Below are 13,935 nucleotides of genomic sequence, written 5' to 3'. Positions count from 1 at the left end.
CATTACCAACCACGATACTTTGGCGGTTTAATACCGTTGAGGTTCAAATACACAATCAGTTGTCCTCTGTGATGCGTGACATGATCTTGCAATAAATTTAAGATTTGAAGCTTCGTTTTTTGACCTGCAAAAAACGGAACCATATCTTTCAATTCTTCTGGAGTAGCCGTTTTGATGATCTTTGCCGTATTATCAAAACCTTCTGTAATAGCTTTCATCACTTCAGCTTTTGTAGTATATGTTTCCTCCTTACGTTCTTTCGTTTCATCTTTTTCAAAATACCGCCCGCTCAACCAATCCATATTACTTTTAATATGCAGCAATTGATCTCGGAATGTCTTTTGACGTTCGGTAGGTTTATAATCGTACTTATCTTCGGGCATGGCAGCTGCCATTTCTAACAAATAATTTTTAGAATTCTCCCATTTCTCTAAAAAAGCTGAAATTGGTGTGTCTTGTGCTTTCGCGAATGCACTCGCGAGAATAACAATAAAAAGGATGTATTTTTTCATGAAAGTTTAATTTGTATATGAGAGAATATTTTTAATAGCATCATCTGATAAATCTGGAAACGAAGTGCATTTATAACCACGCTCATTAGTATATTTAATTTCTCCAGAAAAATCATTTCTAATAAACTTAATAATAGCTTCTGAAGTATAACGCTCGTTAATATTTCGCAATGGCGGACCAGTAGATTGAGTATCTAATTTATGGCAAGCAGCGCAATTTGCATTAAACAAACTTTTACCTTGTCTTGCTTCTTCTGAAGTTTCAGTATCAAAAAAAGCATTCCCACAGACAAAAACGGGTTGCTGCGCGTATATCTCTTTTTGCTCTTTCACATTCACAAGAAATAATATAGCCATTCCAGCAGAAATTATAAATATGAATATGGAAACCGCAATTTTCATTTGTTTATTTTAGGACAACAATTTAATCACATCTTTGGCAAAATAACTCGCAATCACATCTGCGCCAGCGCGTTTAAACGCCATAATTGATTCTAGCATGACTTCATCATGATTGAGCCAACCTTTTTCAGCCGCAGCTTTAATCATCGCATATTCGCCACTCACTTGATACACCGCAACAGGCACATCAAATTCGTTTTTCACTTCCCGAACAATATCTAAATATGCCATTCCAGGTTTTACCATCACAATATCTGCGCCTTCGTCAATGTCCATTTCGGTTTCACGCATCGCTTCATGTCGGTTTGCAGGATCCATTTGATAGGTTTTCTTATCGCCAAATCCAGGTGCAGAATCTAGCGCATCTCTAAAGGGTCCGTAAAATGCAGACGCATACTTTGCGCTGTAACTCATAATACCAACATCTACAAAACCTTCATCTTCCAAGGCTTCTCTGATGCTCAAAATACGTCCGTCCATCATATCGCTTGGCGCTACAAAATCGGCGCCAGCTTCGGCGTGCGAAACGCTCATTTCAGCCAACACTTCTACGGTATCGTCATTCACAATAATTCCATTTTCTACAATTCCGTCATGTCCGTACGAAGAAAAAGGATCAAGCGCAACGTCCGTCATCACTAGCATGTGCGGACACGTATCTTTAACGGTTTTAATAGCACGTTGCATCAAACCAGCCGGATTTAACGCTTCTGTTCCTTTATTATCTTTCAAATTATCGGGTACTTTTACAAATAGTAAAACTGATTTTAATCCTAAACTCCAAAGCAATTTAATTTCAGTCACCAAGGTATCCAAACTATGTCGATAATAATTTGGCATGGACGGAATTTCTTCCTTAATTCCTTTGCCTTCTACGACAAAAAGCGGCACTAAAAAATCGTTGGCAGTAATTATATTTTCTCTCACCAAACCACGAATGGCAACATTGGAGCGTAAACGTCTATTTCTTCGAAGTGGAAACATAAATTCTTATTTAAAGATAAATTACAATAGCTAAAATATCTTTTATATTTTAGACCTCACAAAGATAATGAACTCATCTTGACTTTTTGTTTTTAACCTAAAATGAGTCAAAAATTTGTTCAGATAAAACTATTTTTAAAAAGCATAGCATCGCTACGCATGAGAAAATAGCTGAAATATGGGCGAATTTTAGCCATTTTTTAGGAAATAGAAAAAGTTAAAATGAGTTCAATACATAATACACCAAAAGTCATATCGAACACGCCATTTGAATCATTGCGATTTCAATTTTCTTGGCGAAACTATCAAGAGAAATTTCTCAACCATTTTGAAACACATTTGAATGACAATCATTTGCATGTAGTGGCACCGCCAGGTTCTGGAAAAACCATTTTAGGACTGGAAATGCTGCGCAGAGTTCAGAAGAAAACCATTGTATTTGCGCCAACTTTGACGATTCGGAATCAATGGAAAGATCGCTTGTTGACGTTTTTTACGGAAGATAATGCTTTCGCAGATTTTTCTTTTGACATTAAAAAACCTGCTGCGCTTACGTTTGTCACCTATCAATCTTTGCATGCGTTTTACAAATCGTTTGACACGAAAGAAGCTTTCTTAGCTTTTTTTAAAACCTATGGAATTGAAGCCATTGTGTTAGATGAAGCACATCATTTGAAAAACGAATGGTGGAAATGTTTGTTTGCACTAAAAGACGCTCGAAAACTCACCACAATTGCGTTGACCGCAACGCCGCCGATTGATAGTACAGATCAAGAATTGTCGCGATATTTTGAATTGTGCGGTCCGATTGATGAAGAAATTGCCGTGCCCGATTTAGTGAAAGAAGGCGATTTATGTCCACATCAAGATTTTATACATTTCTCTGAACCCAATCAAGAAGAAATAGAATCCATTGCTTCGTATCGAAAAAAGATAGCAGATTTTGTAACTAGTTTGCAACAAAATGAACCGTTTATTGCATTGCTAAAGTCGCATCGTTTTTTGACAAATACAGACGAGGTTTTAGAAGAAATTTATAAAGATCCAAGTTGTTTTTCGAGCATTCTAATCTTTTTAAGATCGGTTGGAGAAATCATTGATCCGTATCTGTTTGAAGTATTAGGTTTTGAAAGAAACAAAAAAGTAAACTTCCCGAACTTAACGTATGAATGGACAGAGAAATTACTGCAATTTATACTATTTACCGATCGAGAAGAATTACTTGCGCATGAAGAATTTTTGCAAAAGTTGGAGAATCGATTGCGGAAATACGGAATGATCAATCAGAAACGGGTTTCTGTTTTTGGCAATCGAAAACTGTATACAACTTTAGCAAATAGTCCAAGCAAACTGGAAAGTATTGTAGACATTATTCAACATGAATATAGAAGTTTAGACACCAAACTTCGCGCTGTAATTTTGACTGATTATATTCGGAAAGAATTTCTAAGCTATTCACATATTGATGACGTAAATCAACTAGGTGTATTGCCAATTTTTCAGCATGTACGAACGTCTTTGAAGCGCATGAATTCCATCGGAGTACTTTCGGGAACGATGGTAATTATTCCAAAAGATTGTTTGCTAATTTTAGAAGAATTAAATCCAAACAAAAAATATTCACATACATCGTTACTTTGCGATGATAACTATGTAAGCATATCCATTACTACAAAAGTGAAATCTGATTTGGTATCGGATATTACCAAGCTTTTTGAACTCGGACATATTAATGTATTGGTTGGAACAAAATCATTACTTGGCGAAGGCTGGGATTCGCCAGCTATCAATAGTTTGGTGTTAGCATCTTTTGTTGGTTCGTATGTTTCGTCGAATCAAATGCGTGGACGTGCCATTCGATCGCAAGAAGGAAATCCGACGAAAGTCAGTAATATTTGGCATTTAGCATGCATTGATCCAACCGTAGATGATGGCGGAAGCGATATAGAAATGTTAGAACGCCGTTTTCATGCGTTTGTGGGTGTTTCAAATACGGAACCTGTTTACATCAGTACAGGAATTGGTCGATTGGCGCTACCAGCATCGTTTGATCGTGAAATTATTCAAAATATAAACGAACAAACATTCGCGTTAGCAACGAATAGAAAGAATATAAAAACCAAGTGGGAAACTGCTATTGCAAAAGGAAATTCCTTAGCAACCGAAATTCAATATTTCACCGATAATCCACGCATAGAAGCCAAGCAAAAGAAAATATACCACCGTGATTTGGTAAAGTATATTTCCGCAGAAGCTTCTATTGGATTGGCGATTGTATTTTCTGAAATTTACCTGCAAAGTGCATTTAAAATGGCACAATTTGGCTTCTTGTATTTTGCATATAGTGTATTATCTGTGATTGGAATTGCGGTTGGGTTTAAGATTTTTAACAGAATTCGAGCGCATGCACAATCGCGATTTATTCATAAAAATATGAATACGATTGGCGAAGCCGTTTTGCTAACGTTAGACAGACTTGGGTATTTGACAACGGATGTTTCCGAAATTGAAATAAGATCAGAACAATTCGTTGGCGACACTGTTTGTAATATTTACGGAGCTACGCGTGTGGAAAGTTCACTGTTTGTGAAAGCTATGGAAGAAATCTTAAACCCGATAGAAAATCCACGGTATTTAATTGAGAAGTCAAGCATTTTTGGTTCCACATCCGATTGGCAAAATTACGTTACTGTTCCTACTATTTTTGGTGCAAAAAAGAAAGATGCGACTGTTTTTCTTGCCTATTGGAAGATGTATGTTAGCCAAGGAAAACTACATTTTACCAGAACAGTAGAAGGGCGAAAAATACTTATCAAAGCACGCTTATTTCATGTGACAAATGTGCTAAAAAAGAGCACTAAAAAAGAAGTGATTTGGAAGTAATGGTATGCTGTATTACTGTTTGATAAAATCAAAAAGTATTCTTCATTATTTTGTTACTCATTAATAACTTACCTTCGATCGAATTAAAATCATATTATGAACTTTTCTCCCCTGAAAACAACTATTATTATAGTACTATTAACGGTATTTAGTACTTTTTATGCCACTGCACAAACCACGTATACGTTTACAGGACCTGGTGATTGGACAGATGTCGCTAATTGGGATACTTATCCAGGTACAACTATAATTTCTGGAGATATTATTGAGATAAATGATCAGGTTACTATTACTGGAACCCTAAATAATAACGGAACCATAAATAATAATGCAACCATAAATAATTCTGGAATCCTCATTAATTTTACTGGAGCAACGATCACTAATTTTTTTGGAACCCTAAATAATAATACTGGAGGAACCTTCACTAATTACGGATCACTAGATAATGACGGAACTCTCACAAATGCTGGAATATTCACTAATTCTAATGGAGGAATCCTAACTAATATAAACATCCTAACTAATTCTAGCGGAGGAATTCTAACGAATGACGGAACCCTAAATAATATAAGCACCCTAACTAATTCTAGTGGAGGAACTCTAACTAATAACGGAACTTTAACTAATATAGACACATTAACTAATGATGGAATTTTAAATAGTTCAGGAATTCTAACTAATGATGGAACGCTAACAAATACTACTAATGGAACTTTAACGAATACTAGTGGAGCAACCCTAACTAACAATATAACGCTAGATAATTATGGACTTCTAACAAATAATAATGGAGCAACGTTAACTAATTATCTTAGTGGAATCCTAAATAATTATGCAACACTAAATAACTCAGGAATATTAAACATTAGTTATTTATCAACGTTAATTAATACAAGTGGAGGAACTTTAAATAACAATAGCGGAGGAGTCTTAGATAATTCCAACTTACTAAATAACCGTGGAGCCTTAACTAATAATATAGGAGCAACTACAACTGGTTATGGATCCATAGAAAATAATACTGGAGGTACATTCACTAATAATTCGGCACTCACTACTATTAGTTCTATAGTTAACAATCCTGGAGGAAATCTAATTAATAATTTAGATGGAACGCTCACAATTAATTTTCGTATAGCTAATTTAGGAACGCTCACAAATTTAGGAACGATCACTAGTATTGTTTCTTATACACAGATAAATAATTATGCTGATGGGCTTCTAACTAATAATGGAACTCTAAATAATTTCCAAACACTCTATAATAACGGAACCATAGAAAACAATCTTGGAGCAACGTTAATTAGTCAAGAAAGAATAACTAATTATGGAATTTTAAATACAAATGGCACTTTAACTAGTTTTGGATTTCTAAATAACAATCTTGGAGCAACCTTAACTAATAATAGTGGAGGAACACTCACAAATGCTGGAACATTTACTAATTATGAAACACTAACCAATCATGGAACACTAGAAAATACAAGTGTCGCAACGTTAACGAATTTAAAAACTATCGTTAATGGTGGAACCCTAACTAATCACGGGATATTAGAAAGTAATAGTGGAGCTACACTGACTACTAATGGAATCCTAACTAATGACGGAATGTTAACTAACAACATTGGAGCTATCCTAACTAACAATTTTGGAGGAACCCTAAGTAATAACCTTGGAGGAACCCTAAGTAATTTCGAAACACTCACTAATAATGGAACAATAGAAAATAAAGCAGGTGCAATACTGAGTAATTCCAAGACGCTAACGAATAATGAAATCATAGAAAATAAGGCTGGCGGAACGATCACTAGTACTTATACAATAATTAATTTCAGTACTATAATTAATGAAGGGATACTAACAACCACCAATACATTAATGAATAATAGTACTGGAACCCTAACGAATAGGAACCTGCTAAATATGAACGGACCTGTTATAAATAGAGGAATACTTACGAACACTATTGATGGAACCCTAAATAATTCTGGAGAAATACAGACGCAAGGATCAGGAATCCTAACGAATGAAGGAATCATAAATAATTTTGATGTATTGAGTAATTATATAGGAACGATAACTAATGCTGGTACATTAAATAATTTTTCTTCAATAATTAATGTCGGAACCCTAAATAACTTAGGAGCATTAACTAATTCTGGAACGTTAACTTACAATAAACTTTTAATTAATAATGGACTTCTAGACAATTCTGGAACAATAGCGATTAGTCTTGGAGGAATCCTAACGAATAATGAAACGCTAATTAATAATGGGTCTTTAGCCAATGTAGGAGGAACGATTACGAATGCTGGGACTTTATCTGGAACAAATACGACTCATGCGGAAAATTTTAGCAATCTAGGGATACTAAGCCCAGGGAACTCTTCTGGCACATATACTTTTGATGATAATTATACGCATGAAAATACAGCAAATTTAACCATAGAATTGGAAAGTGCTACAAGTTTTGATAAAGTAGCAGTAACTGGCACGGCAACTTTAAGCGGCACACTAGAGCTAAGTTTACTAAACGGTTATATAGCAAGTGTTGGAGATATGTTTACTATACTAACAGCAGCAACTGTTACAGGAACGTTTGATACTACCAATTTACCAGTAGGGTATACTTGGTCTATAAACTATACCGCAACAGCAGTGACACTAGAAGTCACAGCAGTAAGTTTTATTAAAATTAGCCCTAAAGTATTTCTTCAAGGCGCTTTAGTATCTAGTGGAAATACGAGTTTAATGCGAGACGATTTAAGAGCTTCTGGATATTTACCAACAACATCTCCGTATGGTGATGGAATTTCTTGTGATGCTTCTGTTTTTAATACTGGCGGTACCAGTGGAACAGGTAATATAAATGATGATATTGTAGATTGGATTTGGGTAGAATTAAGAGACGCCAATGATAATACCAATATGATTAAAGGTTCAGCTGCTTTGCTTCAAAAAGATGGCGATGTTGTTGCTTTAGATGGAATTTCAGTATTAGAACTGGTAGTTCCTTTTACTGATTATTATATTTCTATTTATCATAGAAATCATTTAGCAGTAATGGCTGCTGCTGTCTTCTCATTAACAGGTCAAACAACTACAATAGATTTTACAGATAGTGCAAGCCAAATAACCTTTGGAACCAATGCTCAAAAAGACATGGAAACAGGAATCATGGCATTATGGTCTGGAAATGTAAATGGCGATACGGTAATACAATATACAGGGACAACGCCCGATTCGCCTTCTATTTTATCACAAGCTTTGAATGATATAGGGAACTTTTTAAACCTGCCAACATTTAATATTACTGGCTACAGTACTAATGATATAAACATGGATGGAAATACACAATACACAGGAACCAATCCGGATACACCTTTCATCTTACAAAACATACTAAGTGATCCTGGAAACTTCTTAAACTTAAGTACGCATCAAATTATAGAACAACTGCCAGAGAATTAAAAAAAAAGCTAAGGAAAGAGCACGAAGAAAGAAGTGATTTGGAAGTGATCATCTTCACTCAATCAAAAGGAGTATTGACTCATTGCCGTTTTTTTGGTTACAATAACTGAAGTATTTTCGAGGTATAAAAATTCATTAAAATGAACAGGTATACAATTTCAATGCTTTCTCTTTTCGCCACATTTTTTATGTATTCACAAGAAAAAGAATCAATTCTTAAATATTTACAGCTAACAGAAACTGATTCTATTTACTTAAAAGCAGTAGAAAAATATATAATTGAACTTGACTCTTTTTACAATACATATTCTCAAAATGAACAGCCTAAAAAAATTTATATTCAATACGAAGACTACCTTTTTAAGTTACCGTATAAAATAAGTGGATATGAAATAATAAAGTTAGGTTTGGCAAATAGAAAAAAACATTTCAGAAAGAATAAGAACCGATTAAGGTTAGTTATAATGACACCATTAACATTAAAAGATGGACGATTCCAAGTTAGGCTGACACCTTATTTTGCAAAATTAAAGAGTAGAAAGCACTTGGATTTAGCATTGAGTGATTGGACAATTGTATTTTTTGAATTTAAAAACGGAAAATTGAAGTGTGCGGAAACTCAAAATGGAGGAATATAAAAGAAATATATTCCTCAAGAAATAAAATTAGAAACCCACGTGTACACCACCATCATTCCTAAAACGATTCCGCCATTGAGCATAATATCGTCAGTAAAGAAAACACCCAAAAGTCCCACGCAAATCATCGCAATTCCGTAGAAAAGTCCAATCATTCGTGCATTTTTCTTTTCTTTTAAAAATGATCCTGGCAATGGTAATAACGCACAGAAAAACGTAAATCCCCATAACATGAACAATTCGTTTCCGAGCGCAAAATAGGCACCAACGGATAATAATCCCGCTAAGGCCAATCCGCCAAAAGCGTACCCACTATACTTTTCTCGGTCTTTTAATAAATATTTTCCATACGAATCGGCTAATAAAATGGTGTTGGATAATGGTTCCATAATCCAGCCGCCAAGTACAAACAATAAGTAGGCAATGACCAATGGAATGATTAAAAATGTTAAATCGGACGCTTGCAATAACCTAATTCCAAAACGATACACAAGATACAATCCGATGATAAAAATCCACTGATTTCGAGATGATTGATTGCTCATCCAAAAGGCATATTTTAAATACCATTTGTAAAAGAAATTCTTCGATTTTAACGCCGTTGACATTCCTTCACGCGCATATTGCATGTTGGGATTAATTTGCAATGCTTGTCTAAAATGATGCAATGCTTTTTGTGTATCGCCACTTTCTAAGGCAACCCAACCAACATTGGCGTGTGCATAATCGTCTTCTGCGTTATCGTATAAAATATGTTCCACCGTTTCTTCGGCTTCTTCTTTTCGATTTAGTTTGGTTAATAAGCGTGCGCGAATGTTCAAACATGCCGTATTTTTCGGATCGAGTTTTAAACCTTCATTCACAAATTCTAAGGCTGGTTCAAACTTTTTCTTGTCCATCAATAATGCACCTTTAAACCCAAAATAATCTGCTTGATATGGATCGAGTGCAATACTTTGATTCACTAAGTTTAAGGCTTCTGGGATTTTATCCAAACGCGATGCAATTTGTGCTTTTAGGAAAAATAAATTTCCTTCATTTGGCGTATTTTGAAGTAATTCGTCAATAATTATTGATGATTTGTCATATGCATCCACATTAAAAAAACAAAGTGCTAAATAATATTTGCTCACATAATTATCTACACTTTCCGTAACTGCTTTTTGAAGCAACGGAATAGCTTCTTTAAAACGTCCTAATTCAAACAGTTGTACACCTCTGAGATGATTTTTTGATTCGATCATTTTTTGATTTTTAAATACGCTAAAATATCATCGTACAATCCGCTATCATTTGCGTACAACGCATAGTTTTTGGAAGATACAAACCATTCTTTTGTACTTGGTTTTACTTTTTTGATGGCTTTTAGGATGTCTTTCGTGCTTAGTGGTTTTGGAATGCCATCTTTGAAAGAAGCTTCTAATTTTTCCTCAATAGCAACATCAATCGCTGCTTGAATGTCTGCGCCCGAAAATTCTTTGGAAGCTTTCGCCAACGCTGTATAATCAATGGTTTCTGTTGGTTTTTCTTTGAGATGAATTGTAAATATTTCCGCTTTTGCTGCTACGTCTGGTGGCGACACAAATATAATGCGATCAAAACGTCCTGGACGGCGAAATGCGGGATCTAAATGCCAAGGAGCATTCGTAGCACCCAACACTAAAATTCCATCGTTGTCAGCGTCAATTCCGTCGAGTTCGGCTAAAAACTGATTAATCACCGATCTGCCAGAGGTTTTATTTACATCATTCCGATTCGCGCCAAGCGCATCAATCTCATCAATAAAAACAACACACGGTTTATTTGCGCGGGCAGTTTCAAAGATTTCGTGCAAGTTTTTCTCAGAACTTCCAATCCACATGTCCAAAATATCATTGATTCCAATACTAATGAAATTCGCGTTGATTTCGCCAGCAGTTGCACGTGCAATATGTGTTTTTCCACATCCTGGCGGACCGTATAAAAGAATTCCACCACCAATTTTTTTACCGTATGCTTTGTACAAATCTTGATGTGCTAATGGCTTGATGATTTTCAGATCAATTTCCTTTTTGATGTTTTCCATGCCGCCAATACTTGCAAAATTTGTATTTGGTTTTTTTAGGAATGACAAACCATCTTCATCTATAAAATCGGGTTCACGCGTGGTATTTACTTTTAACACATTGTCAAAATCTTCATTTTTGTATGATGGATCAAGATTCAGGAGTTCTTTATAGGTTTGCTGCGCATCGCTGTAATTTTCTTGATTGATTTGACAGTAACACAACAATTCTAAATACTTCGGATCGGAGTTTGTTTTTATAATTTCTTCCAACAACACTTCGGCTGCGGTAATTTTTTGCTGTTTGTAAAAACAACTGGCTAATTCGTATTTTGCTTCTAAGTGATTTCCATCTAAATCAATAATTTGAATGAAATGTTGTTCTGCTTCTGCAAAACTTCCTTCTTGCATGTATAGTTTGGCAATTTGAAATTTGAGTGGAATATTATTGGGAGAAAACCGTAAGGCTTCTAGTAAACTTTCTAACATTAGCTTAATTTTTTATCAAGATAAAACTTGTATTCTTCAAAATTATTTAAAAATACGATAGTTTTTAAAAAAAGCAGCTTTATATCTTCTACTAAGTGATACTTTTTCTCCATTGGTCAACACAATTAAATTATCATCAGGGTAAACGATTTTGATTTTGTCCGTATTAACAATTAAGTTTCTATTCGCTCTTATAAATTGAGTTTCTGGAAATTCCTTGATAAGTTGGGTTAATGAAGTGTGAAGTAAAAATGGTTGTTCGTCGGTGTACATATTGCAATATTGTCCGTCTACTGAAATATAATTAATGTTTTTCAGATCGATTTTTACAAGTGCTTTATTTTTTTTGATAAAAATAGCATCGTTGTGATGCACCGGAATTTTTTGAGAAAATGCACCTTCTTGCGCAGCACTTTTTTCAATGGCGAGTTCAATGGCAAACAATAATTCTAACGGATTGTACGGTTTGATGAGGTAGTTGTGCGGATTCGTGTCTTTTGCTTCTTCAAAAACAGTAGCTTCAATGGAACTTGTGATAAATATAAAAGGTTTATCGTCTTCGATTTCGTTCGCAAACTGAATGCCTTCAGGTTTTCCTTTGACGAAAATATCAAGCAATGCAATATCGAAATCGACCGAATTCAACAATGCAATTCCTTCTGTATAGGAAGAAGCAATTCCTGCAATTTCTATGTGTTGTTGCGAAAGCGTTTCTTTTAATATTAACGCATCTTCTGCGCGATCTTCAAAAATGAGTACTTTGATTTTTGTCGTCATGTTTTGTTCGTTTGTAACGTAATAGAAACGGTAGTTCCTTTGTTGGGAACGCTAGAAATTTCAAAACTTCCGCCGTTTTTTTCAATGAGTTCATGACTCAATTGTATTCCCAAACCTGTACTTGTACTTCCTTTGGTATCTGGTGTGGAAGAAAAGTTTTGTCGGGAAAAATTATTGGTATCAAATCCGACGCCTTCATCAATAATTTTTAATGTACAGCTATTATTTTCTGTTGTTGCTTTTATGTTGATGATTCCTTCTGTAAAGGAAAATTTAATGGCATTATCGAGCACATTTCGTAATGCAATTTTCAGCGAATTTCCATCCGCAAACACAAAAATAGTTGCGTCAATATCTGTATGTAATGCTAGTTTGTTTTCTTCTATGATGGGAATGTAATCATATTCAACTTGCGCTACAATAGAAGAAAGGTTTAGTTTCTGTTGATGAAATAAAAGTTTGTTCTGACTTTGTAATGTCCAGTGTAATGTGTTGTCAATCAATAAAGAAGTGTTTTTTGCCAAATCGTAACTTTCTGAAATCGAAGTGCGTTGTTTTTCGTGTAATTTATTTTTTCCTGGTTGATGTAAAATGGTGTAAAGCTTTGCTTTTAGTGTATGAATTGGCGTTTTCAGATCGTGTGTGAGAATGGAGAAGAGTTTATTTTTGGTAGTATTTAATTCTCTGATGATCGTATGTTGTTTCCGAATTTTTAGATAAAAATAACTCAAGAATGATAGTAAAATCAATGCTAATAGTGCGATAACGATGAAGAATATTTTTTCTTTTTTTTCGGCTTTTAATTGCTCTTCATTTAGTTGCCTTGCGGTTTCTTTATCGTTTTGCGCAAATTTCCATATTTGGTCTTTATTCCAGATACTATCTTTAATTTTTTCATATTCTTTTCGATACTTCAATGCTTTGGAAAAGTCTTTCCGATTTTCTTCTACAACGGCAAGATTTAGGAGTGCGTTTTGCAATATTTCTAAATCATGAGCCTTTTTAGCATACCCGAGTCCTTTTTCAAAATAATCAATAGCCAATTCATCTTTGTATTGTTGATAGTATAAATTGGCAATGTCTAAACTTGATCGCGCCAAGCCAAGCGTATCTTTATATTTTTGGTTTAGGCGATAACTTTCAAGTAAGTTTTCTTGTGCTTTATCATATTGTTCCAAATGTAAATAGCACAAACCAAGATTGTGTAGATTGATACGGTTGTTGTGTTCATTTTTTACATAAGAAGCTTTCCAAGTTTCAAACACTTCGGCAGCTTTCGAAAACTTTAGTTGTTCAAAATAAATCTGCCCCAACAACGCATATTGATTATTAATGGATGGACTTTGATATTGTTTTCCAATTTTAATAGCTGTTTCAAAGCTTTGTTTTGCTTCATCAAATAATTTTTTCCTTAATAAAACACGTCCTCTTATCGTATTTAGAATGTATAATTTTCGAACTTCTTTATTATGTGTATTACTTAAAAGTTCCGTGAGTATCGTATAAGAAGAATCGATTTCATTTTTAGAAAACAAATAGTGAGATTGATGAAATTTATCTTTTCTTGCTTTTTGAAATACACTAGTATCTTGAGCGCATTGTGGACAAGTTTCTAGTATTTCTTTTTTGAATTCCTCTGAATATTCTTGCTTTTGCGCAAAAACAACAGTAATAGAAATTAAAAAACAGCAACAATATACATATATCCATTTGGATGAATTCAAAAACATAT

10 protein-coding genes are annotated in these 13,935 nt (G+C 34.4%); 3 read left to right on the top strand and 7 right to left on the bottom strand.

Annotation, left to right across the window (positions count from 1 at the left end):
• Positions 1-2 precede the first annotated feature (2 nt).
• The 3 genes from H2O64_RS11170 to hemB are packed head-to-tail and all read right to left on the bottom strand — an operon-like array spanning position 3 to position 1,898.
• The gene (locus H2O64_RS11170; RefSeq protein WP_187562286.1) at positions 3-512 is read right to left on the bottom strand and encodes a DinB family protein; all 510 of its coding nucleotides are present in this window, start codon (positions 510-512) and stop codon (positions 3-5) included.
• Positions 513-518: 6 nt separating this feature from the next.
• The gene (locus H2O64_RS11165) at positions 519-914 is read right to left on the bottom strand and encodes a c-type cytochrome (protein ID WP_187562285.1); all 396 of its coding nucleotides are present in this window, start codon (positions 912-914) and stop codon (positions 519-521) included.
• A 9-nt stretch (positions 915-923) separates the two neighbouring features.
• Positions 924-1,898, bottom strand: coding sequence for a porphobilinogen synthase (gene hemB, locus H2O64_RS11160; RefSeq protein WP_187562284.1), 975 nt, complete (start codon positions 1,896-1,898; stop codon positions 924-926).
• Between the two features lie 222 nt (positions 1,899-2,120).
• Between hemB and H2O64_RS11155 the strand changes: the two genes are divergently transcribed.
• The 3 genes from H2O64_RS11155 (at position 2,121) to H2O64_RS11145 (ending at position 8,893) form a co-directional block, all read left to right on the top strand.
• Positions 2,121-4,781, top strand: coding sequence for a DEAD/DEAH box helicase family protein (locus tag H2O64_RS11155; protein WP_187562283.1), 2,661 nt, complete (start codon positions 2,121-2,123; stop codon positions 4,779-4,781).
• Between the two features lie 96 nt (positions 4,782-4,877).
• On the top strand, positions 4,878-8,255 hold the full coding sequence (locus H2O64_RS11150; RefSeq protein WP_187562282.1) for a beta strand repeat-containing protein: 3,378 nt from the start codon (positions 4,878-4,880) through the stop codon (positions 8,253-8,255).
• A gap of 140 nt (positions 8,256-8,395) precedes the next feature.
• Positions 8,396-8,893 (top strand): hypothetical protein, encoded by a 498-nt coding sequence (locus H2O64_RS11145; RefSeq protein ID WP_187562281.1) that lies wholly within the window; start codon positions 8,396-8,398, stop codon positions 8,891-8,893.
• Between the two features lie 14 nt (positions 8,894-8,907).
• Here H2O64_RS11145 and H2O64_RS11140 read toward each other — a convergent pair whose 3' ends face one another.
• The 4 genes from H2O64_RS11140 to H2O64_RS11125 are packed head-to-tail and all read right to left on the bottom strand — an operon-like array spanning position 8,908 to position 13,933.
• Complete coding sequence (locus H2O64_RS11140) at positions 8,908-10,137, bottom strand: tetratricopeptide repeat protein (protein WP_215907155.1); 1,230 nt, start codon at positions 10,135-10,137, stop codon at positions 8,908-8,910.
• Positions 10,134-11,426: an ATP-binding protein gene (locus tag H2O64_RS11135; protein ID WP_187562280.1), complete on the bottom strand. Its 1,293-nt coding sequence runs from the start codon at positions 11,424-11,426 to the stop codon at positions 10,134-10,136. The genes H2O64_RS11140 and H2O64_RS11135 overlap by 4 nt, the downstream gene beginning before the upstream one ends.
• A gap of 42 nt (positions 11,427-11,468) precedes the next feature.
• Positions 11,469-12,203, bottom strand: coding sequence for a LytR/AlgR family response regulator transcription factor (locus H2O64_RS11130; protein WP_187562279.1), 735 nt, complete (start codon positions 12,201-12,203; stop codon positions 11,469-11,471).
• On the bottom strand, positions 12,200-13,933 hold the full coding sequence (locus H2O64_RS11125; protein WP_187562278.1) for a tetratricopeptide repeat-containing sensor histidine kinase: 1,734 nt from the start codon (positions 13,931-13,933) through the stop codon (positions 12,200-12,202). Before H2O64_RS11125 ends, H2O64_RS11130 begins: the two co-directional genes overlap by 4 nt.
• Positions 13,934-13,935 lie beyond the last annotated feature (2 nt).

It is taken from the genome of Kordia aestuariivivens, assembly GCF_014397005.1.
Lineage (GTDB): Bacteria > Bacteroidota > Bacteroidia > Flavobacteriales > Flavobacteriaceae > Kordia > Kordia aestuariivivens.
This window is presented reverse-complemented; position numbering and strand designations above follow the sequence as displayed.